20 protein-coding genes are annotated in these 24,495 nt (G+C 47.7%); 10 read left to right on the forward strand and 10 right to left on the reverse strand.

All coding sequences use genetic code 11. The features are described from left to right. Positions 1-86: 86 nt before the first annotated feature. Positions 87-1,073 (reverse strand): PspA/IM30 family protein, encoded by a 987-nt coding sequence (locus GWG06_RS15650; protein WP_160714337.1) that lies wholly within the window; start codon positions 1,071-1,073, stop codon positions 87-89. A gap of 1 nt (position 1,074) precedes the next feature. Continuing rightward, positions 1,075-1,761, reverse strand: coding sequence for a DUF4047 domain-containing protein (locus GWG06_RS15655; protein ID WP_127037678.1), 687 nt, complete (start codon positions 1,759-1,761; stop codon positions 1,075-1,077). A 355-nt stretch (positions 1,762-2,116) separates the two neighbouring features. On the opposite strand from GWG06_RS15655, the gene gldA reads away from it, so the two are divergent. From gldA to GWG06_RS15690, 7 genes are all read left to right on the forward strand, one after another. Then, entirely contained in the window at positions 2,117-3,031 is a 915-nt protein-coding gene (gldA, locus tag GWG06_RS15660) for a gliding motility-associated ABC transporter ATP-binding subunit GldA (protein WP_127037676.1), read from the forward strand. A 60-nt stretch (positions 3,032-3,091) separates the two neighbouring features. Beyond that, complete coding sequence (gene eno / locus GWG06_RS15665) at positions 3,092-4,381, forward strand: phosphopyruvate hydratase (RefSeq protein WP_127037674.1); 1,290 nt, start codon at positions 3,092-3,094, stop codon at positions 4,379-4,381. A 176-nt stretch (positions 4,382-4,557) separates the two neighbouring features. Further along, positions 4,558-4,869: an FtsB family cell division protein gene (locus GWG06_RS15670; RefSeq protein ID WP_127037672.1), complete on the forward strand. Its 312-nt coding sequence runs from the start codon at positions 4,558-4,560 to the stop codon at positions 4,867-4,869. A 111-nt stretch (positions 4,870-4,980) separates the two neighbouring features. Next, on the forward strand, positions 4,981-5,193 hold the full coding sequence (locus GWG06_RS15675) for a hypothetical protein (RefSeq protein ID WP_127037670.1): 213 nt from the start codon (positions 4,981-4,983) through the stop codon (positions 5,191-5,193). Between the two features lie 81 nt (positions 5,194-5,274). Beyond that, complete coding sequence (gene nth / locus GWG06_RS15680) at positions 5,275-5,922, forward strand: endonuclease III (RefSeq protein WP_160714339.1); 648 nt, start codon at positions 5,275-5,277, stop codon at positions 5,920-5,922. A gap of 203 nt (positions 5,923-6,125) precedes the next feature. Then, the gene (locus GWG06_RS15685) at positions 6,126-7,328 is read left to right on the forward strand and encodes a nucleoside permease (RefSeq protein WP_127037666.1); all 1,203 of its coding nucleotides are present in this window, start codon (positions 6,126-6,128) and stop codon (positions 7,326-7,328) included. 113 nt (positions 7,329-7,441) lie between these two features. Further along, entirely contained in the window at positions 7,442-8,632 is a 1,191-nt protein-coding gene (locus GWG06_RS15690; RefSeq protein ID WP_160714341.1) for a Gfo/Idh/MocA family protein, read from the forward strand. Between the two features lie 149 nt (positions 8,633-8,781). Here the strand turns inward: GWG06_RS15690 and GWG06_RS15695 are convergent, their stop codons facing one another. Both GWG06_RS15695 and GWG06_RS15700 read right to left on the reverse strand, forming a co-directional pair. Next, a complete protein-coding gene (locus GWG06_RS15695) occupies positions 8,782-9,372 on the reverse strand; it encodes a DUF6134 family protein (RefSeq protein WP_160714343.1) in 591 nt (196 codons plus the stop codon). A gap of 179 nt (positions 9,373-9,551) precedes the next feature. Beyond that, complete coding sequence (locus GWG06_RS15700; protein ID WP_160714345.1) at positions 9,552-11,399, reverse strand: 2-oxoacid:acceptor oxidoreductase subunit alpha; 1,848 nt, start codon at positions 11,397-11,399, stop codon at positions 9,552-9,554. 281 nt (positions 11,400-11,680) lie between these two features. Here GWG06_RS15700 and GWG06_RS15705 point away from each other — a divergent pair, with 281 nt between their 5' ends. Together GWG06_RS15705 and GWG06_RS15710 are read left to right on the forward strand one after the other, a co-directional pair. Further along, complete coding sequence (locus GWG06_RS15705) at positions 11,681-12,421, forward strand: Bax inhibitor-1/YccA family protein (protein WP_127037658.1); 741 nt, start codon at positions 11,681-11,683, stop codon at positions 12,419-12,421. Between the two features lie 326 nt (positions 12,422-12,747). Further along, positions 12,748-13,497, forward strand: coding sequence for a head GIN domain-containing protein (locus GWG06_RS15710; RefSeq protein ID WP_160714347.1), 750 nt, complete (start codon positions 12,748-12,750; stop codon positions 13,495-13,497). A gap of 230 nt (positions 13,498-13,727) precedes the next feature. Here the strand turns inward: GWG06_RS15710 and GWG06_RS30600 are convergent, their stop codons facing one another. The 6 genes from GWG06_RS30600 to GWG06_RS15740 form a co-directional block, all read right to left on the reverse strand. Further along, entirely contained in the window at positions 13,728-15,086 is a 1,359-nt protein-coding gene (locus tag GWG06_RS30600) for a 2'-5' RNA ligase family protein (protein WP_235938376.1), read from the reverse strand. Between the two features lie 9 nt (positions 15,087-15,095). After that, a complete protein-coding gene (kynU, locus tag GWG06_RS15720) occupies positions 15,096-16,364 on the reverse strand; it encodes a kynureninase (protein WP_127043572.1) in 1,269 nt (422 codons plus the stop codon). A gap of 400 nt (positions 16,365-16,764) precedes the next feature. Further along, a complete protein-coding gene (locus GWG06_RS15725; protein WP_127043571.1) occupies positions 16,765-20,325 on the reverse strand; it encodes an efflux RND transporter permease subunit in 3,561 nt (1,186 codons plus the stop codon). Positions 20,326-20,348: 23 nt separating this feature from the next. Further along, complete coding sequence (locus GWG06_RS15730; RefSeq protein ID WP_160714349.1) at positions 20,349-21,467, reverse strand: efflux RND transporter periplasmic adaptor subunit; 1,119 nt, start codon at positions 21,465-21,467, stop codon at positions 20,349-20,351. A 39-nt stretch (positions 21,468-21,506) separates the two neighbouring features. Continuing rightward, complete coding sequence (locus tag GWG06_RS15735; RefSeq protein ID WP_160714351.1) at positions 21,507-22,865, reverse strand: TolC family protein; 1,359 nt, start codon at positions 22,863-22,865, stop codon at positions 21,507-21,509. Between the two features lie 4 nt (positions 22,866-22,869). After that, positions 22,870-23,481 carry a TetR/AcrR family transcriptional regulator gene (locus GWG06_RS15740; protein WP_127043568.1) on the reverse strand — a complete coding sequence of 204 codons (612 nt, stop codon included), beginning with the start codon at positions 23,479-23,481 and terminating at the stop codon, positions 22,870-22,872. A 266-nt stretch (positions 23,482-23,747) separates the two neighbouring features. On the opposite strand from GWG06_RS15740, the gene GWG06_RS15745 reads away from it, so the two are divergent. Continuing rightward, positions 23,748-24,356, forward strand: coding sequence for a DUF502 domain-containing protein (locus GWG06_RS15745; protein ID WP_127043567.1), 609 nt, complete (start codon positions 23,748-23,750; stop codon positions 24,354-24,356). Positions 24,357-24,495 lie beyond the last annotated feature (139 nt).

Consider the following 24,495-nt stretch of genomic DNA (forward strand, 5'->3'; position numbering starts at 1 on the left):
GTAATATTTTACTTTTATTTTTTAAGATTTTTCAGGTTCAGCGGTTAGCCGTTACCGTTAGTACGCACTAACCGCTGCTATCGTTTTTAGCTCAACAGATCGGTATAGTTATCTTTCGCAATGGTGCCCGGCAGGCGTGGTTCGCGGGAAGGTTCCCATTTCTGCACATCCAGTTTGAAGGCTTTGTCCGGATCGTATGATTCCAGCATTTTCAGTCCTTCCAGCTCATAGGTGGCATTATCCAGGTCTATGGAGCGCATAAAGTCTGTAGAGTAGTTGATGGCTTTCTTCATGCTGGAGAGCTTGGTAGCAATATCCTCTTTCAGGAACTCCATGGATTGTTCCACCATCAGTTTTTTCTCCGGATCGCCATTGAAAATTTTCAGGGCAGATGTCAACGCCTTGTTACCGGAGGTAACGGACTTATACAGGTCTTTTTTCAGTTCCAGTTCATTGCGTGCATCTTCGATCATGTATCCGCTGTTCTTGTGCACTTTGGTGAGGTAGTCGCCGATGCGTGCCAGGTTATCGCGGATAGGTGTCAGCTGTGCGATATATTCCTTGATGCGTGCAATCTGACGGGTAGCATTTCCCAGTTCAGGCAGCATGTTATTGTCCTGCGCGGCTTTTGCGCGGGTCATCAGGGTAGATGCTTCCTTTTGTTTTTCATTGATCTTCAGATCAATCTTTTCTTTCTGTGCATCCACATCGATAGACTGGTTATAGAGTTTTTCGCGTTGCTCTTCCATGTCGGTGATATAGTCTTCCGCAATGATGAAAGGGTCCAGTTCAATGACCAGTCCTACGAGTTTCTTCATGATCCATTCGTAGAGGTACATCAGGCTGAGTCGCAGTTTGCGGTGTGTGACGCAGTACAGGAATATCCCGAGGCATACCAGGGCTACGCCGAAGTTGAAGGTATTCCATACCACCTGGGTAAGGATGGGTACTACGTAGTAACCGATGACTACCAGCACGCCTATCCCGATGAGGATACCAAATTTGCCACCGGGTCTGTTCCAGTAAGATTTCAGCTTCTGGCCCTGTTCAGCAGGAAAGTATTGCGTTTCCATGTTATAAGGATGTTTCGATTTTTTGAATGTCTGTATTGATTTTTCTGATCATTGCTTCGCAGGCTAACTGGTACCCCTGGCGGTTGGAAACGATTTTCTGTTCCTGTTCTGCCATCTGTGTTTTCAGTTGTTCAGCCATTGCCTGCGCTTCGCTGATTTCTTTTGTCAGCTGCTGGATGAGTGCCGCATTATCTGCAATTTTTTTCTCCAGGTCCTGCAGTTGCTGCTGCCGTCCGTCCACTTCAGCAGCGGTTTTCTGGCTGGCGGCTTTTTCAAACTCGGCTCTGTCCTGTTCAATGATCTGTTTGTACTGCGCAGCCGTTTCAATGAGTTTGGCTTTCGTCAGCCCCTGAATGCTGAGCGTAGCAAATACAGCGGCTACCCTGGCGGTTTCGTCTTTCACGTGTGCTTCCAGTGCATCCATCATCTTCCAGAACTCGAAATAATCAGGCCCTGGCAGGTTGCTTTTCTCAAACAGCTGTGAAAAGTGTTGTTCAAATTTGTCCAGATCTGCCGCTGAGATGGCGGAAGACGGAGCCGGAACTGCTGCAGCAGCGGGTTTTGCCGCACTGTTGCTCAGGGGGAATTTTTCGGACAGGGATGGCTGGTCTGCGCTGCCGGTGTGACTTTTTTCATCGGGTTCAAATTCCACAAAAAGGCCCATTGCTTTTTTAAGAAAATTTGACATCGCTAATGTAGTTGATACATGTAAGGTGATATTTGTGTAGTCGTATATTCGTATAGGTTATAACCGTATAGGTGATGCCAGATATGCAACTCGCATGCCAGATCTGTCACAGGTAAGGCTCTTCACACATAGGTTCTAAGGAATTTGTGCTAAATATATATATTATTGTCAGAAGTTTCTAAACAACTGCAGAAATAACACGATAATTACGGAAAGACACAGGTAGCCAGCTTTTCATGATACCCGCACGCACGACGTTTTATACAACCGTTAAATCCTTCAAAAAACAGCTGTTTCTTTCTGATAATTCATAATTTGTTATGTACTTTAGTTGCCGCAAAACGAGCAATCATACATGTCTATCCAGGTATCACAATTGAGTAAAGTCTATGGCGAACAGCGGGCAGTAGATGCTATATCCTTTGAACTGAAAAAGGGGGAGATCACCGGTTTTCTGGGGCCAAACGGCGCGGGTAAATCCACTACCATGAAAATGATCACCGGTTTTCTGCCGCCAACCAGCGGCACCGCCAGTGTCTGCGGGTTCGATATAGTATCGCAATCGCTGGAAGTGCGCAAACGAGTAGGATACCTTCCGGAGTCCAACCCGCTGTACTACGATATGTACGTGAAGGAGTTCCTGGCGTTTATTGCCGGCGTGCATCAGCTGGGCGACGCAGCACCGGCGCGTATTGCAGCGGTCATTGAACAGACGGGCCTGACACCGGAAAGCCGGAAAAAGATAGGCGCCCTCTCCAATGGATATAAACAACGTACCGGGCTGGCAGCCGCACTGCTGCACAATCCGGAAGTACTCATCCTGGACGAGCCTACCACCGGGCTGGATCCCAACCAGCTGGCGGATATCCGGCAGCTGATCAAAACGCTGGGGAAAGATAAAACAGTGATACTGTCCACCCACATCATGCAGGAAGTGGAAGCGCTCTGTGAACGGGTGATTATCATCAACAAGGGGAAAATAGTGGCCGACGACCGGTTATCCGGGCTGCAGGCCGGGCAGGCAGACAATACCTGCCTGCAGGTAACTTTCGGAGAGCCTGCTACCCTGGCCGAATTACAGGCGATAGCCGGCATTACCAGGGTGGTGGCGCAGGAAGGCAACTCCTGGCAGCTGTTTACCAGCGAAGCAGACCTTGTGCGAAAAAACCTGTTGCAATTTGCTTTGATTAATAACCGGAACATCCTTTCTTTGCATAGCAATTCACAAAACCTGGAAACCATATTCCGGGAAATAACGAAAAGCCACTAGCTTTGGGCCCGGTGCCAAAGCCGCTAACCGCTAACAGCTAACAATTATAACTTTCGAATTATGAGTACTATTTCAGAAATCCATGCCAGGCAGATCCTCGACAGCCGCGGTAATCCTACAATTGAAGTGGATGTAACCACAGAAGATGGTCATTTCGGCCGTGCTGCCGTTCCATCCGGAGCGTCTACAGGTAAACACGAAGCCGTGGAACTGCGTGACAACGATAAGAGTGTTTATGGCGGAAAAGGCGTACTGGAAGCCGTTAAGAACGTAAATGAAATCATCGCTGAAGAGCTGGTTGGCTGGGAAGTAACCGACCAGGCTGGTATAGATAAAATGCTGATCGGACTGGATGGCACTCCCAATAAAGCCAAACTGGGCGCCAACGCTACCCTCGCAGTGAGCATGGCCGTTGCCAAAGCTGCCGCAGAAGAATGCAACCAGCCACTCTACCGCTACCTCGGCGGCGTAAACGCTTACACACTGCCCATTCCTTTGATGAACATCATCAACGGCGGTGCGCACGCAGATAATAAAATTGATTTCCAGGAATTTATGATCGTGCCGGTAGGCGCTGCCACCTTCTCCGAAGGCCTGCGCTGGGGCGTGGAAGTATTCCACAAACTGAAATCTGTACTGAAAGGCAAAGGCTACAGCACCAACGTAGGTGATGAAGGCGGCTTTGCTCCTGAAATCCAGAGCAACGAAGAAGCTATCGAAACCGTTATCGAAGCTATCAAAGCAGCAGGCTACACTCCCGGCGAACAGATTGCTATCGCCCTGGATGCCGCCAGCAGCGAAATGTACAGCGACGAAACCAAAAAATATAAATTCTACAAAAGCTCCCAGAAAGAAATCACCAGCGATGAAATGGTGGCTTACTGGACTGAATGGTGCAACAAATATCCGATCGTTTCCATCGAAGACGGTATGGCTGAAGACGATTGGGAAGGCTGGAAAAAACTGACCGAATCCGTTGGCAACCGCGTACAGCTGGTAGGTGACGATCTGTTCGTTACCAACGTAAAACGCCTGAAACAAGGTATCGATCAACATATCGGTAACAGCATCCTGATTAAAGTAAACCAGATCGGTACCGTTACAGAAACTATCGACGCTGTTAACATGGCACACAAAGCCGGTTACACTTCCATCATGAGCCACCGCTCCGGTGAAACCGAAGATACTACCATCGCTGACCTCGCCGTTGCCCTGAACTGCGGCCAGATCAAAACCGGCTCCGCTTCCCGCACCGACCGTATGGCTAAATACAACCAGCTGCTGCGCATCGAAGAAGCACTGGGAGATGTGGCTTACTATCCGACTAATGCTATTAGTGTGAAGAAGTAATTTGAAGAAGTAATTACGAATTACAAATTGCGAATTACGAATGTAACTCGAAGATAAAAGCGAAGACCGAAGCGGATACTTAAAGTATGATCGCTTCGGTCTTCGCTTTTATCTTCGAGTTACATTCGTAATTCGCAATTTGTAATTCGCAATTCAGAATTTACTATCTTGCACGTATGTCCAAACTCAAATCCATAAGGTTGCCTAAATATGTGAAGAACAAGTTCTTCATCACGGGGCTTGCTTTTGTCATCTGGATTGCGTTCCTGGACAAAACCAACCTCATGTTCCAATATCAGTTCCAGTCTGAAGTGAATAAACTGGAAGGCCAGAAAGAGTTCTTCATCAAAGAAATCAAACAGACCAGGGAAGAACAGCAGGAACTCCTTTCCAGCCCGGAAAAGCTGGAAAAATTTGCCCGGGAGAAATACTATATGAAGAAAGATAATGAAGACCTGTTCATTATCACCCCTGCCCCAGAGAAATAAGCCTTTTCCCCGTTCCGGGTAATCTCAAAAATTATTCTTAAATTAACAATACATTCTCCCTTTCTGTCGTTATTATTCCTGAACACGATTCTTTTATTAAATTATTAATGCATGAGTAATTTTACACTATCTCCCCTGTCAACCCTGTGTCTTGTTACTGATAGCGAAATAAAAAGTCTTCAACAGGAAGAAACCTTAACCCGCGAAGAGCAGGCCTGTTTCGAAGATACCAAAGCAGCACTCAATACTGTACGCTATTCGCCAAGAGCAGCCACCCTGCAGGTTATTTTTGATTATGCCGCCAGCAGGCCGGCACTGAAGTAAACAACACCATATAAACACTTCCGGCGATTACTGCTGCCTCCGGCACGCAGTAACCTCTCTCATTTTCCCTATCTTTACAGCATGACCAAAAAAGAGCGTTTTGCATTCGTGCTCAACTACTTCGAGGCACATGCGCCTAATGCAGAAACAGAACTGATTTACGACAATACCTACCAGCTGCTGGTAGCTGTTATACTCTCCGCGCAGTGCACCGACAAAAGGGTGAATATGACCACTCCGGCTATATTTGAAAAATACCCGGACGTAGCAGCCCTCAGCCACGCCACTTTCGATGAACTGTTCCCGCTGATACGCAGTATCAGCTATCCCAACAACAAAACCAAACACCTCATCGGGATGGCCCAGATGGTGATGGAAGACTTCCACGGCGAAATCCCTTCCACCGTACCGGAGCTGGTAAAACTCCCCGGTGTAGGCCGTAAAACCGCCAACGTCATCACCTCCGTTGTATACGAACAACCCAATATGGCCGTAGATACCCACGTATTCAGGGTTTCCGCGAGAATAGGGCTGACAACCAACGCCAAAACTCCATTGCAGACAGAGCTGCAGCTGCTGAAATATATTCCGAAAGAAAAGGTACATATAGCCCACCACTGGCTGATCCTGCATGGCAGATACATCTGCGTGGCCAGAACGCCCAAATGCGGTGAATGCGGCCTGCGCCCTGCGTGTAAGTATTACCAGCAGGCCATAAAGGCGCAATAAGCCTTGTCGTCCGTTCAACGACGCCGCCTTCATCCCCGGTCAGCCGGATCCCCGTTATTGTTATACGTGGACGAACAGCTTTTTCCTGACCTCCGGAAACCAGTCCCGTTTTTTTCTTCCGTCATTAATTTTCATAACGATTTATATTTATTTGCTATCTTAAACAGTTCATTTAGATATCAGATAATCAAGAATTAAACGTTATGAAATCAGCCGTTAGAGTACAATTGTCCTTTATGATGTTCCTGGAGTTTTTCATCTGGGGAGCATGGTTTGTAACACTGGGCACTTTTGTATTAAAAAATCTGCAAGGCACTACCGCCACCGAAGTAGGCGTTGCCTTCCTTACACAGTCCATCGGCGCCATCATTGCGCCCTTCATTGTGGGGATTATTGCGGACCGTTTTATTTCCGCCCAGGTGATACTGGGCGCTATCCACCTTGTTGGCGCCGCACTGCTGTGGATGTGCTCCGGCATGACCACCTTCGGCAGTTTCTATCCGGTACTGCTCTGGTACATGGTGTTGTACATGCCTACCCTGGCACTGGTCAACTCCATTGCTTTCCGGCAGATGAACGATCCCAGCAAGGACTTCTCCTTTATCCGCGTATTCGGCACCATCGGCTGGATCATCGCAGGACTGCTCATCGGATGGCTTAACTGGGAAAGAAACAACACGCTGGACCTCACCTTTAAAATGGCTGCTATAGCCTCTCTGGTGCTGGGATTGTTCAGTTTCACCCTTCCTAAAACACCACCGCTGAAAAAGGGTTCCAAAATTTCCGTTAAGGAAATCCTCGGCCTGGATGCGATCCGCATGCTCAAGAACCGCTCCTACCTGCTGTTCTTCCTGGCATCTATCGCCATCTGCATTCCGCTGGCGTTTTACTACAACTTCACCAATCCGTTCCTGAACGAGATCGGTATGAATGCCGCTGCCGGTAAACAGGCACTGGGACAGGTTTCTGAAGTAGCCTTCATGGTGGTAATGCCGCTGTTCTTCAGCCGGCTGGGTGTCAAGAAAATGCTGGGACTGGGTATGCTCGCCTGGGTGCTGCGCTACCTGCTCTTCGCCTACGGCAACGTGGATTCCAACTACTGGATGCTCATTGTTGGTATCGTACTCCACGGCGTCTGCTATGACTTCTTCTTCGTAACCGGCCAGATCTATACGGATAAACTCGCCGGAGAAGAATTCAAAAGTTCAGCGCAGGGCTTTGTTACACTGGCCACTTATGGAGTAGGTATGCTCATCGGTTTCCTCATCTCCGGCCCGATTGTAGAGTCTTACAAAACCGGCACCGGCCACGACTGGCACGCTGTATGGCTGATTCCTGCGAGCATCGCGGCCGCCGTGCTGCTGCTGTTCCTCGCATTCTTTAAAGACCAAAAACAAACTACCTGATTGACGGATTTTTGATTTTTTGATGTTGGAATTTTAGAAGACATACGCGAAAATCTTCGCTGTATTTTAAAATTCCAACATCAAAAAACCGAAAATCAAAAAATTCTCATACTATGGCAAAGATAGCAATGTTAGGCTCGGGCTTCATCGGGCGATTTTATGCAGATTCACTGCAGGGGCAGCGTAGCCGGGATAAGATAGTCAGTATTTACTCCCGCCGCGAAGAAAGTGCAAAGAAGTTTGCAGAAGATTATAACGTAGCGCACTGGACTACAGAGATGGAAGCCGCCGTATCCCAACCGGATGTGGAAGTGGTATGTATTTCACTGCCCAACAACCTCCACGAGGCGGCAGTGAATCTTTGCTGTAAACACAAAAAAGCAGTGATCTGCACCAAACCGCTGGGCAGAAATGCACAGGAAGCCAAACGTATGCTGGAAGCGGTAGAAAAGGCCGGTATTTTCCATGGCTACCTGGAAGACCTGGTATATACCCCCAAGTTTTCCAAAGCGCTGCAAAGCGTGCAGGCAGGAGCATTAGGCCGTATTCTCTGGGCCAAATCCCGCGAAACCCACCCTGGCCCGCACAGCGAATGGTTCTGGGACAAAGAACAGGCCGGCGGCGGATGTATACTGGATCTTGGCTGTCACTGTGTGGAAATTGCGCGCAGCTTTATCGGGAAAGATATCAAACCCGTAGAAGTAATGTGCTGGGCCGATACGCAGGTAAAGCCGATCGATGCGGAAGATCATGCTATCGGACTTGTTAAATATGAAAACGGCGCTATCGGTCAGTTTGAAGTCAGCTGGACCTTCCGTGGCGGCCTCGATCTCCGCGACGAAGTGATGGGTACAGAAGGTACCATCTGGCTCAACAGCTTCCTGCGCACCGGCTTTGACATGTTTACCACCGGCAAGGGCGCCGATTACGTAGCAGAAAAGGCAGAAAGCAATTCCGGCTGGCTGTTCCCCGTGGGCGACGAACTCAATGAACTCGGCTACAACCACATGTTCACGGATATGTTCAACGCCATGGAAAACAATACCCCCGCCCGTGAAACCTTCTACGATGGCTATGTAGTCAACGCTATCCTGGATGCCGCCTACAAAAGCGCAGCCTCCAAGCAATGGGAGCCAGTACAGCTCGACATCTGGCGCGGTCAGGAAGGTGTATCCAAAACCAAAACCCTCACCGACTATAACGATCAGTACTACCTGGTAAAAGAAGAAATGACGCACTTCGGCGCCAAAAAGCTCATCCTGAAGGATAAGGTTACGGGGAGTATTATAGAACGAACAGAGTAGTAATTGCGAATTACGAATTGCGAATTACGAATGTAGCCCGAAGATAAAAGCGAAGACCAAAGCGGTAATACTTTTGTATCCGCTTTGGTCTTCGCTTTTATCTTCGGGCTACATTCGTAATTCGCAATTCGTAATTCGCAATTTTATTTCTAGCTGTTTCTCACAAACAGCGCCTTCCCAAACGTATGGTTTACCTCTACTTCCACCAGTTTACCGTTAAGATATTTATAGATGTTCTTTTTCCCTTCCGGGAGAATCAGTTCATATTCGCCGCCACCGAGGGGTTTCAGCACCAGGAAACGGCCCAGTGCTTCTGAGAAGATGCGTGTTACCTGTTTGGGCTCTGCAAAGTAGAGGTCGGCCACGCAATGCTCAATTTCAGCATTATCGATAACAGACTGTGCGCCGTTTAAAACTATCGTATAGTCATTACCGTTACGTCTGGTAGTAGTTTGCTTGTCTTCTCCGTTTTTACCGGATACGCGCGATGATCTGGCCATGGTGAGTACGTTGTTGGAGTACTCATTGGTAATATCGCTGTTAACTTTGGCCAGGAGCGTCTGTATGCGGGTTTTGATAACAATACTCTTACTGGCTCCTGTTACTTTACGTTGTGCTTCTATCGTACCGACTGCATGATTGGCTACCCTTACTTCAAAGGTAGTGGTCTGTGCCTGGGCATGTGTAAATAATACAGCAACCGTTGTAAAGCATAACAATACATGAAAAAGGCATTTCATAATAGGTGACTTAAACTGACGAATAAAGTTGGAGGGGAGGTAGCTGTAATAGTCCCCATAATGGAAAATACAACAATTCCATGAAGTTTGAACAGTAACTGCGGGGGATATAAAGAAAGAGGGCGCAAAGGTGTTGATAACCTTTGCGCCCTCAGCAGGATAGCGTTTCCGCCTTTATTTTATAACATTTCCTTAATCTTTGTAATCAGCTCACCTTTGGTGATAGGTACGCCCATGATCTTATTATAGCCCTGTGCATCGATCAGGTAATGCTCGCGGATAATTTTGATCAGCTGGCCGTTGTTGATTTCAGGAATCAGTACTTTATCGTAGCTGTGCAGTATTTCGCCCAGGTTTTTAGGGAACGGGCGCATATGGCGCAGGTGGGCGTGTGCTACCTGGTGCCCATCCGCCACGAGGTCCAGTACTGCGCTTTTGATGGCGCCGAAGGTAGAGCCCCAGCCCAGTACCAGTACTTTTCCTTTTTCAGGGCCTACTTCTATTTTCTGTGCGGGAATAAAATCAGCGATCTTATCTACTTTCTCCTGGCGTATTTTAACCATGAGTTCATGGTTTTCGGGATCGTAGCTCACGTTACCGGTGATATTCTGTTTTTCCAGGCCGCCGATACGGTGTTCCAGTCCGGGTGTGCCGGGTACTGCCCAGGGGCGTACGAGGTTTTCATCGCGGTGGTATGGCAGGAAGTGTTCTTCACCTTCGTCCAGTCCTTTTTTGAACTTCACCTCGATGGCCGGGAGATCTTCCGATTTAGGGAATTTCCAGGGTTCGGCGCCGTTGGCAATATAACCGTCGCTCAGGAATATAACGGGTGTCATGTGTTGCACGGAGATGCGGAATGCCTCAAATACGGCATCGAAGCAGTCTGCCGGCGTGGAGGCAGATATTACCGGCATCGGGCATTCGCCGTTACGGCCATAGTAGGCCTGTAACAGGTCGGATTGCTCTGTTTTGGTAGGAAGCCCTGTGGAAGGGCCGCCGCGTTGAATATCGATGATCAGCAGCGGAATTTCCAGCATTACAGCCAGTCCCATAGCTTCTCCTTTCAGGGCCATACCGGGGCCGGAGGTGGTGGTAATACCCATATGGCCGCCGTAGGAGGCGCCGATAGCGGAGGCGATACCTGCGATTTCATCTTCCGCCTGGAAGGTACGGATACCAAAGTTCTTGAACTTGCTCAGCTCATGCAGGATGTCTGATGCGGGCGTGATGGGATAGGTACCGAGGAACAGGGGCAGGTTGGCTTTGCGGCCGGCTGCCACCAGACCGTATGCCAGCGCGGTATTACCGGTGATGCTGCGGTAGGTGCCTGGTTCCATGCGGGCTTTTTCCACGCGGAAGCGGGTAGAGAATGCTTCTACCGTATCTGCGAAATTATAGCCGGCATGCAGTGCTTTCAGGTTACTGTCCAGGATTTCCGGTTTTTTACCGAATTTATCTTTCAGGAAAACTTCGGTGTTTTCCATATTGCGGTCATAGAGCCAGTAGAGGAATCCCAGCACAAACATATTCTTTGCGCGGTCTTTCTCCTTCATACCCATGTTGATATCTTTCAGCGCTTCGCGCGTCATTTTGGTAACATCCATGGTATGCAGCTGGTAGTTGGCCAGGGAGCCGTCTTCCAGTGGGTTTATACCATCCGGGTAGTTGGCGAGGCGGAGGTTTTTAGCGTCGAAGCCATCGGTATTGGCGATGATGATACCACCTTTTTTAAGTCCTTTCAGGTTGGCTTTCAGGGCAGCCGCATTCATGGCTACGAGTACATCGCAGGAATCGCCGGGCGTAAATATTCGGTTGGAAGAAAAATGAAGCTGGAAGCCGCTCACTCCGGGCAGCGTACCTTGCGGAGCACGGATTTCCGCCGGGAAGTCCGGGAAGGTGCTCAGGTCGTTACCAAACAAAGCGGTATTATTTGAAAACTGGCTACCTGTCAACTGCATCCCGTCTCCACTGTCGCCTGCGAATTTTATCACTACATCATCCAGTTGTTGAATCGAAGTATTAGGCATCTATTTATCTTTTAAGGTATTCTATTAAAGCTGTAAATTTAGGTAATCGGGAGGTGTTATCACCATATCGGCTCAAATTCATTCCGGATTTGATTACAAAAGTACACAACTTTGGTAGACTGTTATCCGCAGAATCCGCGCTGACGATTACTTCTTGTTATGGGTGATAACCGGAAGTTATCAGCTTCAAATGCTAATTTTATTACAAAAAATGTTGATAGAATAGCTCGGTGTCAAATCAAATCGTATTTTTAACCTATAAAAATGTTAAACTTGAATTTATGGCATTATTTCAATCGAACAATCCTGTACTGAAGCAAAGCGTATTTGACAAGGTTGCTCATTCTGAAGGTGAGACCATGAGCATCCGTGGCACTGTTAACAAAATGTCTTTTCTGCTGATTATGCTGATGGCAGCGGCAGTATTTTCCTACGGTGAATTTTTAAGGGGCAGCAGTAATGTACTTCCTCTGGTAATAGGCGGTGCGATCGGCGGCTTTGTGCTGGCGATGATCATTATCTTTAAGAAGGAGTGGTCCGGTTACCTGGCTCCTGCCTATGCTATTGCAGAGGGTTTATTCCTCGGCGCCATCTCTGCCATGTTCAACGCCCAGTATCAGGGTATTGTACTGCAAGCCGTTGGTCTTACTTTCGGTACATTCATTGCCATGCTGGCGCTGTACCGTTTCGGTGTCATCAGGGCTACTGAGCGTTTCAAAACCATTGTGATGACGGCGACCCTCGGTATTGCGGTATTTTACCTGATAGCACTGGTGTTGCGCCTGTTCCACATTGAAATGCCGATGATCCACAGCAGCGGTACCATCGGTATTATTTTTTCCCTGGTAGTAGTGAGTATTGCTGCGCTGAACCTGATCCTCGATTTTGATATGATTGAGCAGGGTGCTGCACAGGGCGCTCCGAAATACTTCGAATGGTACGCTTCTTTCGGCCTGCTGGTTACCCTGGTATGGCTGTACCTCGAAATTCTGCGCCTGTTAAGCAAGTTGAACAGAAGATAGTCTTTCAAACAAAGTTATCAAGCGAAAGTCTTCCGGAATACCGGAAGACTTTTTTGTTTTGTTAATGTCTTACAAAAGAATTGTTAAAGAAAGATGTTACCACTTATTATGGCACCGAAATTGCAAAACTGATTATAGCGAAAAAAAGTTGTCAGAAAGTTGACAGCAAAGCATATAAATAAGCGCAATAGTTGGTTTTCATAGGGGTTAATCAAAAGCCGGTTCCGTACGTCTGTACGGCCGGCTTATTTTTTTAAGGCAGCTCCAGTAGGGGTAAATGATTCTTCATTCGTCATCTTTTAAACGTACTGCTTAAAAAGACATTTATGAAGAAACAGTTTATCATCACCTATACCAGTTTAAGTGTGAGTTGGCTGCTGCTCATGATCACCATATTCTCGCTTATTTTAAGTAGTTGCACAAAGGATCGCATATCCGGTTCCGGCAATGTAGTAGCGGAGAAGCGTAGCATTTCCCCTTTTACGGATGTGGAAATAAACGGCCCTTTTGAAGTGCATTTATTACAGGACAGTTCCGGTGTTGTGGAAATAAAGGCGGAAGATAATATTATCGGCGTGATTGAGACGGGCACTTCCAGCAATACATTGTTTGTGCGGGTAAAAAGCAGCGTAAATCTGCGCAGGCATCTGCCCATACACATTTATGTGCACAGCCGTATTTTCCAGCGCGTTCAGTTCTGGGGCTCCGGTTCGCTGGATAATAAGGATACCATACAAAGCGCCATCTTTACGTATCAGAATAACGGCAGCGGTGATGCTGCGCTGGTGCTGGATGCACGCGATCTTAAAACCGTGGTGAGCGGTTCCGGCAACCTCCATATGAAAGGGCATGCCGTTTCGCTGAACAGCGAGATCAAGGGAAGCGGGGATATTGACGGGCTGGGTATGGAAGTAAATAATGCTGAAATCTCCATCCGTGGTTCCGGAGATCACAGTATTCGTGTGAAGTCTGAACTTCGTGTAGGCATTTACGGTAGTGGCGACGTTACCTATGCAGGTAATCCTGGTTTAGTGGAAACGGAGGTGAAGGGTTCGGGGAAGATAAATAAGATTTGAAATTACGAATTACGAATTGCGAATTACAAATGATAAGCGAAGACATAAGCGGATAAAGTATTTACCTCTTCGGTTAGATCTTCGCTTATCATTCGTAATTCGCAATTCGTAATTCGTAATTCGTAATTCGTAATTAATAATAACCTGCACTGTTATACTGTGGTATAATCAAAAGAAAAGGCCCCTGCAGCTGTAGCAGGGGCCTTTCGTTATTTAAAGACGGGCATTTATCAGGCGCCGCCCAGTTTGCATTTCTGCAGCACTTCCCAGGATTTACCGTTGTGACGGAGGAAGTAGAGGTTATTTACCTTGAAGGTAGCCTCGTATTCCTTGTTTTCATATTCCGGCCATGCTTTGTTGAATTGATCATCTTCCAGGTCTTTGAAAGCCACGGTAACGTGCGGAGTAAAGCCTGTACGTGCCAGCATGGTACTGAATCCGAATTCCTTACGCAGGAAGTTGATCAGTTGTCTGTGCATGGCAGACATGGTTTCACTTTTTTCCACGTTGATGAACAGTACGCGGTTCTGTTTATTCGGGAAAGTACCGAAACCTTTCAGGGAAACTTCGAAAGGAGCCTGTGTTTTGGCAAACTCTGTCAGTTCATCGCAGAAGGCTTTTTCCAGTGCCGGATCAGCAGTAAAAGGTACCTGCAGGGTAATATGCGGCAATACTTTCAATGCGTACATCGGGCCGTATTGTTCAGCAAATTCCTGTTTTATTTTGATGATTTCCTTACCTACTTCTGCGGTTGGCAGCAGTGCGATAAAGTAAATTTTATTGTCAGGTTTTGGTTCAAAGCGTTGAGGTCTGCCGCCTGGTCTGCCACCAGGTCTGCCGCCACCGCCGCCGCGATTGTAGCCACCGCCACCGCCGCCGCGATTGTAACCGCCGCCGCCACCGCCGCGATTGTAGCCGCCACCACCGCCACCGCGGTCGTAACCACCACCACCGCCGCCACGGTTGTAGCCACCGCCACCACCGCCACGGTCATAGCCGCCGCCGCCACCGCCGCGATCGTAGCCGCCACCACCGCCACCGCGGTTGTAACCACCACCACCGCCGCCGCGATCGTAGCCACCACCACCGCCACCGCGGTCGTAACCACCACCACCGCCGCCACGGTTGTAACCACCGCCGCCGCCACGATCGTAGCCACCACCGCCACCGCGGTCATAACCACCACCGCCACCGCGGTTATAATCACCCCCGCCATCGCGGTTATAATCACCACCGCCACGGTTGTAGCCACCGCCGCCGCCGCCACGGTCATAGCCGCCGCCGCCGCGATCATAGCCACCACCGCCACCGCGGTCATAGCCTCCACCTCCATCACGGTTGTAATCAGTGCGTGGACGATAACCGCCATCACGGTTGTAATCAGTCCTTGGACGACTTTCTCTGTCGCCGCTGTTGTAGTTAGTACGTGGACGACCTTCTCTGTCGCCACTGTTGTAGTCGGGTTTTCCACCCTCCCGCTCATCGTTTAAGTTGGGTTTGAAGTCACCTCTCTCCTTGTTGGGATCATTCTCTTTGTTGGTATCAGAAGAGTAGGGCCTGCGGGGGCGTTCGTTTCTCTCAAAATTCATCTTACTTAATTAAGCGTTTGAAGCAATATTAGCTATGATTTCATAAAAATGAAATACGTCCTGATAAGAGTTATACATTGGCGCCGGTGAAACCCTGATGACTCCGGGTTCCCTCCAATCAACGATTATACCGGCATCTGTCATATGCTGATGTATCTCTTTTCCTCTTTCCTGGAACAGCAAAGATAGTTGAGCGCCACGTTCATTACAATTTTTAGGTGTAATAATTTCAAAATTTATGCCTTTCAATTGCTGCAGCAAAAACTCCAAATAATTGGTTAATTCTTCGCTTTTCTTACGTAAAGCACCGATACCGGCTGCTTCAAATAATTCGAGGGATGCTTTCAGACTTACCATGTTAAACACCTGAGCGGTGCTTTGTTGCCATCCTTCGGCTTCTTTTTTAGGCACAAACCCTTTTTCCATTTTGAAACGTGCACTCTCTTCGTTGCCCCACCAGCCACCCAATCGGAGGAATCCGCGGTTGCTGGCATGTTTTTCATGCACAAATGCACCTCCTACAGCGCCGGGACCACCATTCAGGTACTTATATGAGCACCAAACGGCAAAATCTACATCCCAATTGTGCAACTCCACCGGAATATTTCCTGCTACGTGCGCCAGATCGAAACCGGCATAAGCGCCAACACTATGTGCTGCGGCCGTAATAGCGGGTATATCAAAAAATTGTCCGGTGTAATAATTAATACCTCCCAATAAAACCAGTGCTAAACTATCACTTTCCCTGTTAATTATTTCTAAAATATCGTCTAATCTTATCAAATGCTCTCCGGCTCTCGGAGAAACCTCTATAATCGCCTGTTCGGGGTCTAATCCGTGGAACTTTACCTGTGTTTCAACAGCATACTGATCACTGGGAAATGCCCCTGCTTCCATTAACACTTTAAAGCGCTGTTTGTTTGGCCGGTAAAAACTCAACATCATCAGATGCAGGTTAACTGTCAGTGTATTCATTACCGTTAGTTCCTGCCGGCTCGCACCCATTATACCTGTTAACGGGGCACTGCAATATTGCTGGTAATACAGCCAGGGATTCTTAGCCGCCCAATAGCCCTCTACCGCACATTGCTGCCAGTCCGCCAATTCCTGTTCTATCGCTGCTTTTACATTTTTAGGCTGTAACCCAAGTGAATTGCCACATAAATAGACGGCGTCCTTTCCATTACGTTGGGGAAAATAAAATTGCTCCCTGAATTTATTTAACGGATCCTGCCGGTCCTTCTCTTTAGCATATGCTAACGATGCTACGTACTCCATGGTCTTCCAATCTTTTGCCAGACTTCTTTTTAATGGCGGATATTTTTCTCCTGTTGTAACTCTTGTGTCTTATTATCTCTCATAATTTACTAAACAGCCAACAGGCTTAACTGTTTAAAACAGGCTGTTTCCATTATCTATTATACTTAAACTTCCTGATTTTCCAAATGGCATATAAGGCTAAGGCTGTATATGGCTAGTAACGTGAACGCTCTGAAGGGTCAAAAGTAATAATAGCTATCCAAATGCCCACTATTCCGAATTGTTAAAATTTGTTAATTACCCGAAAATATGGTTTCGATCACAATATACAAAAAAAAATCCGTCCTGAAGAATCAGGACGGAGACTGTTAACCTACAACTGTTACACTGTATTACTAAAAATCGTTATCAGATTTACTTAATTCACTGAAACTCTGTCTACTTTGTGGCCCGCATGCGCTACGCCGCTCTCTTCCTCTACCGTTGTTTCAGGGAAAAAATTATATGGTTTGGACGACATATACTCCGGATCATGCAATTTCTTCACAGTGTCCTTCTTCATAAACAGTTTTAAAATCAATACCAGGAAAGGTACATACTTCAGCCCTCTCGGCATGTTATACCTATCCAGTACATCGATGGAACGCTTGTTCATCGCATACATCACCGGCACCAGAATCAGTGTCAGGAAAGTCGCAAATATCAGTCCGTATACCATCGTCCATGCCAGCGGCCCCCAGAATGCGACGTTATCGCCTCCGAAAAAGATATGAGGCTTAAACTCACTGAACAGGGTGGCGAAGTCTATATTCAGCCCTACCGCCAGCGGAATCAGGCCCAGTATCGCTGCTATCGCAGTAAGGATTACCGGTGTCATACGGGTTTTGCCCGCTTCCACTACCGCTTCATATACCGGCATCTGCTGCTTGATAAGCAAATCAGTGAACTCTACCAGCACTATACCGTTACGTACCACAATACCTGCCAGCGCCATGATACCTACCCCGGTCATTACAATGGAGATATCCATTTTAAAGATGGAGAAGCCCAGGAATACCCCTATGATACTGAATAATATTTCCATAAAAATCACCAGCGGACGACCGATCGAGTTGAACTGCGTCACCATAATCATCAGGATCAGCCCAAACGCGCCCAGCATGGCCATCAACAGGAAGTTCATCGTTTCCTGCTGATCTTCCTGCTCACCGGTCATCCGGATAGTTACGGAATTGGGATGAGAGAAATTATGCAGTGACTTCTCTATATTCTGCACTACCTCATTGGCATTGAAGCCCGTCAGGATGTTGGAATACAGCGTGATCACACGTTTCTGGTCAATACGCTTGATACCGGCATAGGTGTTGGAGTAATGAATATCTGCTACGGCCGACAGCGGTACCTGACGGATTACACCTCCCATGTTCATATCGCGGTATACCAGGTTCAGGTTCATCAGGTTGTCAATATTATTACGCTGCTCTTCGTTCAACCTTACCATGATCTTGTATTCGTCCTTGGCATCGCGGATTTTGGATGCCTCGTAGCCAAACAGGGCCGTACGGAGGGTTCCACCGATCTGACGGGTAGAGATACCTTCATTATTGGCGCGTTCGCGGTCAATGCTCACCACTATCTCCGGCTTGTTTGCTTCAAAATCGCTCTTCAGCTCTTCCACCCCGCCGATATGCAGTGAATCCAGGTAACGTTTAAGCCTGAACGAAGAACTGGTCAGCTCATCAAAATTATCGCCGGTGATTTCAATGTTGATCGGCTTACCGGTCGGAGGGCCGCCCTGTTCCTGCTCTACCGTTACATTGGTGCCTGGAATACCTTTTACCACATTACGGATTTTGTCGAGGTACTGTACGGTTGACTGCCCGTTTCTCGCGCCGAATTCCACGAAAGCCACGGTCACCTTACCTTTCTGCGGCTGTACGCTCATATCCATCTGGGAAGGATCGCCGGCGCCTTTGGCCACATTGGAGATGATAGACTCCACAATCGGATTGTTGGCGCCTACCACTTTGGTGATGCGGTCTTCCACAATATGCGTAATAGAATCCGTATACTTCTGGTCGGTACCATTCGGTAATTCTATATAGGCATAGATGAAGTTAGGATCGGCCTGCGGGAAGAACACCACTTTCGGATTACGGATGCCGGTGAGTATGATACTGAATACCAGCAGTGCGAAAGTAGCCACCAGGATCCATACCGGACGCCATCCTACCAGGCACCATTTCAGGATCTGTTTGTAACGCTCCTGTACTTTAGGCCAGAAGCCATGCTGGAAGCGGCGTGCCACGCCACCCAGCCAGAAGCGTTCCAGCACAATCATCAGGTACAGGAAAACGACAAAGTTACCTACGCCTACGCTGCCGTTGAGATATCCTATCAGCGCCAGCAATGCAAATACGCCGGTAAGGATTTTGAACTTCTTATTGAATGTTGGTTTGGGATGATGTTCTCCTTCATGCCTATCCATGAAATCCACGGCAAACACCGGATTGATGATATAGGCTACCAGCAGGGATGCACCCAGGGTGGTAATCAGTGTCACCGGCAGGAAGAACATGAATTTACCAATAACGCCGGGCCAGAATAACAGCGGTACAAACGGCGCCAATACCGTCAGGGTTCCTGACAATACCGGTAAAAACACCTCTCCCGCCGCTATCTTGGCGGCTTTTACTATACCCAGGTCTTTTCTTTCATTAAAAATACGATGCACGTTCTCAATTACCACAATCGCGTCATCTACCACAATACCCAGTGCCAGCAGGAAGGAGAACAGCACCATCATGTTCAGCGTGAAGCCGTACATCGGCATCAGGAGGAATGCGATGAACATTGAAATAGGTACGGACAGGGCCACGAATATGGCGTTTACCGCACCCATGAAGAACATCAGGATAAGGGTTACGAGAATGAAACCGATGATAATGGTGTTAATCAGGTCGTGCAGCGTAACGCGGGTGGATTTAGACTGATCCGCAGTGATGGTGACATTGAGCCCTTTCGGAAAATAGTTGGCTTTCATGTCTTTGGTAATCTCCTGAATTTTATCAGAAGCATCGATCAGGTTTTTACCACTTTGCTTGATGACGTTCAGCGTGATTACGTTTTTACCGGCCAGGCGCGCATAGCTTTCCTGCTCCAGGAATCCATCCACAACATTGGCAATATCTTTCAGGTAAACGACTGCACCAGACTGTCCGCGTACAATAATATTGCCGATGCGTGCAGGATCCTTGTATTCGCCTTTTACGCTGAGGGTCCGTTTCTGGCCGTCCATGGAAACAAGTCCTCCGGAGATGGTGATGTTTTCTCCCTGGATGGCGCCGATCAGGTCTTCGAAGCTGATCTTGGCAGCGTCCATTTTATACTTGTCCACGTTGATCTGGATTTCGCGTTCCAGTTCACCGACGAGGTCTACGCGGGTAATTTCGTTGAGCGCCTCAATACGGTCTTTCATATCATCTGCATAACGTTTCAGTGTCTGCAGGTCGAAATCGCCGGAGAGGTTTACGTTCATGATAGGAATCTGGGACACGTCGATTTTAATGATCTGCGGTTCCTGTGTCAGGTCTTTCGGCAGATCTTTCTTGGCATCGTCCACTTTTTCCCTCACCTGCTGGCGGGCAGCTTCAATATCTTCATTGGCATTGAACTCGATGGTGATGGCAGAGAAATCCTGCATGGAGGTACTCTTGATTTTCTTCACCCCGGAGATGCCGTTGAGTTGTTTTTCTATGGGTTTGGTTACCAGTGTTTCCATATCTTCCGGAGAGGTACCCGCATAGATGGTATTGATATAGAACTGCGGGAAAACCACTTCCGGGAATTGTTCCTTGGGAAGGCTGATATAGGAAAGGATACCTGCCAGCGCAATGATAATGGTAGCCACATAGATGCTGACCTTATTATCAATGGCCCAGCTGGTAGGCCTGAATTCTTTATTGAGATTGTCTTGCATAAAAATCGCTTTTAGCTAACCGCTTATAATTTGATCAGGTCATTGTCGTTCAGCCCCTGGAATCCGGTAGTGATGATCTTATCACCTTTATTCAGGCCGCTTTTGATTTCCGCCTTATCGTTGTAGGTGCGGCCCATTTCGATGGTTTTGCGCATGGAAGCGAGTTTGCCATCTTTAGTGGGTTGTGCCACCATCACGTAGGGTTTACCGGAGGAATACTGGATAACGTTCACCGGGATTACTACAGCATTAGAAGCGGAGTAATCTACGATTTTGATATGCGCGATCATATTAGGACGCAGGGCATTGTCCGGTTTCAGCGGCACTTCAATTTTGATGGTGCGGCTGAGCGGGTCGATAGTTCTGGAAGCGAAGCTGATGCTGGTATTGATTTCGCGCTTGATATCCGGGAAGGCAATCACCACGCGGTCGCCTGTTTTCACCAGTCCGGCGTAGGTTTCAGCTACGTTGGCCGTTACTTTCAGGTTGTTGGCGTTTACTACGCGGAAAGCGGGATTACCGGGAGCGGCGTTATCGCCTACTTTGGCAATAACCGCATCTACAGAGCCGGATATCGGAGCAATGATGCGGGTCTGATCCATCTGGTCCTTCAATGTAGCCATTTTCCTTTCGAGGGATTCTTTCTGGTTTTTGGCATTTAGATATTGTACTTCAGAACCAATTTTTTGCGCCCAGAGGTTCTTCTGCTTTTCGAAGAGGGTATTGGCGAGGTCCATCTGGGTGCGGAGTTCGGCCATATTGGCTTTCAGCACCTGATCGTCTACCTGAGCAAGCGTCTGGCCTTTAGCTACGTTCTGGCCTTCTCTGACGAGGATAGCAGTGATGACACCGGGAACGCGGGCAGAAACGTTTACGTTTTCGCGGGCGTCTACGCTGCCCTGTACATCGATATAGTGTTCAAATACGGATTCAGTTACTTCGGCTACCGTTACATCCTTCATTCTGGCTACAGAGTCGGCGGCGCCTTTAACGCCCACTTCTTTTTCGAGGGCAGCGATTTTTTCTTCCAGGGCAGTTTTGTCCTGTTTAAGTTTTGCCAGTTGTGCTTCTTTGTTGCCACCACCGCCGCAGGCCGCCAGTAATACAGTAATTGCAGGGATGATGAAATATTTTCTGTTCATATAGTTAGTAGTGAAAGGTGAATGGAAATTTGATGAACACTATAATTTGCCGTACGATTTCAACAGATCTATTTTCGCTACAACAGCATTGTACAGTGCGGTGAAATAATTATTCTGGGCAGTGAGCAGGTCGTTTTCCGCGGTAGACATTTCCACGCTGGAACCTACGCCTTCCCTGTATTTGATCTGGGTGAGGCTATGTACGTCTTCTGCCAGTTTCATATTTTTCTCCTGTGCTTCCAGGTTCAGTACGTTGTTTCTGAAGGTGGAGGCAGACTGTTCTCTTTCCAGGTCGATGCCGAGTTTGGCATTTTCTATCGCCACTTCATTTTTCTTCACGTTGAGCATTGCCTGGTCTACCTGGCGTCTGCGCTGCAGCCCGCTGAAGATGGGTACAGAGAGATTGAGGCCGGTGTTCAGATAACCGTAGTAGCTCTGGCTCTGCAGGTAATCGAATTTATCGCTTCCGCGCATCGCACCTGTGGCTACAAAGAGCTGCAGGGAGGGCAGGCCTTTCAGTTTATATCTTTTCAGGTCGAATTCGTTGGCGGCTTTCTGTGTTTGCAGTAAGCGGTATTCCACGCGTTGAGAGTAATCAAATTTATCCAGGTCCAGTGTACCGGCTACAATTTCAGCAGTGCTGAGTGTATCCGTTAACGTTACAGGCTGTTTAATGGGCATGCCTATCTGGTATTTGAGGGAGGCGTATCCCAGTTCAATCAGGTTGCGGAGTTTGGTTTGTTCCGTCTGCAGGTTGGTAAATTGTACCACCAGCCTGTCTACATCCAGTTTCTCCACGAGACCGTTTTTATAGGTTTCTTTTGTATCTGCCAGAATCTTTTCCAGGGTGGCGATGTTATTGGAAAGGATTCTGAGTGCTTTTTCGGCGGAGAGTACATTGTAGTAAGCCTTGTACACGTTGGCCTTTACATCTATTTCGGATTTGGTGACGCCCTGGGATACCAGTGCTTCCAGGGTTTTACGGGCCTGCAGCGCTACGAGTACGCTGGGATCGAAGAGGGTTTGGGTGAGTCTTACTTCGCCCTGCAGGTTATGTGGTAACTGGAAGGAGATCACGGCGAAGGAATCACGTCCGCCACCGAAGTTCTTCATGTTAAACATTTGTTTCTGCAGGATAGGGTTGTATTGATACATACCTGTTCCGGCGATGGTAGGGAGGGCCATTCCGCTTACTTCCTTGTTTTTGGCCAGTTGAATAAGCTCATCCAGTTTGGCGGTTTTTATGGAGGACTGGTTAGCCAGTGCATAGTCCACCGCTTCTTTGGCAGACAGGCGCTGGGGCTCCTGTGAGGCCGTCTGCTGTGCGCTGACGGCGGTTGCCAATGAAAGCAGCCACACCATTAAAGCCATGCCGGTGAGCCTTTTGATTAGTTGCATAGTATTAGTTGTTTTGCGATAGTTGTTTATATTTTTCAATCAGCTTGTATCCTTTTAAAGAAGCCACTCCATATAAAAAATTCTCCAACAATACTCTCTGCACTTTAGTCATATCCGGGTTTCCGGGGAATGCTTCCGGCTGGAAACACAGCATGCATCCGTATACGCGGTACTGTGTCAGTATTCTGATGTCGAGGTCTTCCCTGTAAAGGCCTTCTCTGATGCCGCGTTCCATGTTTTCGCGGATCATGTTGTGCAGGTAGTTATTCTGATAGTTGATAAATACCTGATATGCTTTAGCATGAAATTTCTGAAGATCGAGGATGATGACAGGATTCATATTACGCATGCGGCGGTCCAGCATTTCCATAACGAGAAACAGCTCCTGAATGGCGTCTCCGGATTTCTGTTTATCGGCCTGGCATTCTTCGTTGACCAGGTCAATAAACCGGGTGATGGTATGGAAAACCATATCATCTTTATCCGTAAAGTGTGCGTAGAGTGTTTTTTTGGAAATGCCCATCCGCTCTGCTATGTCGTCCATAGTTATGGAGCGGGTTCCATACTGGCGGAACAGGCCGAAAGCCGTGTCCATAATACGTTCCTGTGTTTCCATAAGGGTGAATCGTTGATAAAACAGCTTAACGGAGACAAAACTATGGAAACTTTTTAAACTACCAAAGTTTCCAGTACTATTTTTTTATATGTGGCAACATCGAAAAAGAGGGAGTCGTTTTAATCGCTGAAGGCAGGATGCAGGCATCTGCAATGTGCGGTTATTTGTATAATTTTGGCACCGGAACAGAAACCTGATTTATAAAATCCAGCATATGCATCCGGGGAAAGTGCCGGAAAAAGCTGCACATTCACATTACTATTCACATGTCGCCGAAACTTAGATTGAAAGTATTTGCATCGCGCCTGTTGCGGTATTTTTTCCAGGGGTTGCTGATACTGGCGCCTATCGGGATTACCGCGTTAACCCTTTACTGGGCGTTTGTAACGATAGATAACCTTATTCCTAAAGAGCTGATTCCCGAGGATACTTCTTTTAATTTTCTGAAGTACAAGGGCGTGGGGTTTGCGCTGGTACTGATACTGGTGGTAGGCGTAGGTTACCTCAGTTCCTCCTTTATCATCGGGCGCATCTTTGATCTGTTTGATCATCTGCTGGAGCGCACTCCATTCATCAAATACATTTATACATCCATTAAAGATGTATTTGATGCGTTTGTCGGAGAAAAGAAAAAATTTGATCACCCTGTGCTGGTGCAGATTTACGGCGTTGACGTATGGGAGATGGGATTTATCACCCAGCCGGATGTCAGCAACTTCGGCCTGGAAGGCTACATGGCAGTATATGTTCCGCATGCCTACGCCATTACGGGCAAAGTATTCATGGTACCTAAAGAAAAGGTAAAACCACTGGAGAATATTTCCGCGGGTGAAGCGATGAAGTTTGCCGTGAGCGGAGGTGTTACGAATATTTAATTACGAATTGCGAATTATGAATTACGAATGAGGAGCGAAGGTTTAAGCGAAGAAGTAAATTCTTTATCCGCTTAAATCTTCGCTCCTCATTCGTAATTCGCAATTCGCAATTCGTAATTAAATTCCTATATTCGTTTAA

Source organism: Chitinophaga solisilvae, from assembly GCF_009928525.1.
Lineage (GTDB): Bacteria > Bacteroidota > Bacteroidia > Chitinophagales > Chitinophagaceae > Chitinophaga > Chitinophaga solisilvae.

Coding starts and splice junctions, on each gene's coding strand:
- GWG06_RS15650 (WP_160714337.1), bottom strand. CDS start 1,073: ATGGAAACGCAATACTTTCCTGCTGAACAGGGCCAGAAGCTGAAATCT.
- GWG06_RS15655 (WP_127037678.1), bottom strand. CDS start 1,761: ATGTCAAATTTTCTTAAAAAAGCAATGGGCCTTTTTGTGGAATTTGAA.
- gldA (WP_127037676.1), top strand. CDS start 2,117: ATGTCTATCCAGGTATCACAATTGAGTAAAGTCTATGGCGAACAGCGG.
- eno (WP_127037674.1), top strand. CDS start 3,092: ATGAGTACTATTTCAGAAATCCATGCCAGGCAGATCCTCGACAGCCGC.
- GWG06_RS15670 (WP_127037672.1), top strand. CDS start 4,558: ATGTCCAAACTCAAATCCATAAGGTTGCCTAAATATGTGAAGAACAAG.
- GWG06_RS15675 (WP_127037670.1), top strand. CDS start 4,981: ATGAGTAATTTTACACTATCTCCCCTGTCAACCCTGTGTCTTGTTACT.
- nth (WP_160714339.1), top strand. CDS start 5,275: ATGACCAAAAAAGAGCGTTTTGCATTCGTGCTCAACTACTTCGAGGCA.
- GWG06_RS15685 (WP_127037666.1), top strand. CDS start 6,126: ATGAAATCAGCCGTTAGAGTACAATTGTCCTTTATGATGTTCCTGGAG.
- GWG06_RS15690 (WP_160714341.1), top strand. CDS start 7,442: ATGGCAAAGATAGCAATGTTAGGCTCGGGCTTCATCGGGCGATTTTAT.
- GWG06_RS15695 (WP_160714343.1), bottom strand. CDS start 9,372: ATGAAATGCCTTTTTCATGTATTGTTATGCTTTACAACGGTTGCTGTA.
- GWG06_RS15700 (WP_160714345.1), bottom strand. CDS start 11,399: ATGCCTAATACTTCGATTCAACAACTGGATGATGTAGTGATAAAATTC.
- GWG06_RS15705 (WP_127037658.1), top strand. CDS start 11,681: ATGGCATTATTTCAATCGAACAATCCTGTACTGAAGCAAAGCGTATTT.
- GWG06_RS15710 (WP_160714347.1), top strand. CDS start 12,748: ATGAAGAAACAGTTTATCATCACCTATACCAGTTTAAGTGTGAGTTGG.
- GWG06_RS30600 (WP_235938376.1), bottom strand. CDS start 15,086: ATGAATTTTGAGAGAAACGAACGCCCCCGCAGGCCCTACTCTTCTGAT.
- kynU (WP_127043572.1), bottom strand. CDS start 16,364: ATGGAGTACGTAGCATCGTTAGCATATGCTAAAGAGAAGGACCGGCAG.
- GWG06_RS15725 (WP_127043571.1), bottom strand. CDS start 20,325: ATGCAAGACAATCTCAATAAAGAATTCAGGCCTACCAGCTGGGCCATT.
- GWG06_RS15730 (WP_160714349.1), bottom strand. CDS start 21,467: ATGAACAGAAAATATTTCATCATCCCTGCAATTACTGTATTACTGGCG.
- GWG06_RS15735 (WP_160714351.1), bottom strand. CDS start 22,865: ATGCAACTAATCAAAAGGCTCACCGGCATGGCTTTAATGGTGTGGCTG.
- GWG06_RS15740 (WP_127043568.1), bottom strand. CDS start 23,481: ATGGAAACACAGGAACGTATTATGGACACGGCTTTCGGCCTGTTCCGC.
- GWG06_RS15745 (WP_127043567.1), top strand. CDS start 23,748: ATGTCGCCGAAACTTAGATTGAAAGTATTTGCATCGCGCCTGTTGCGG.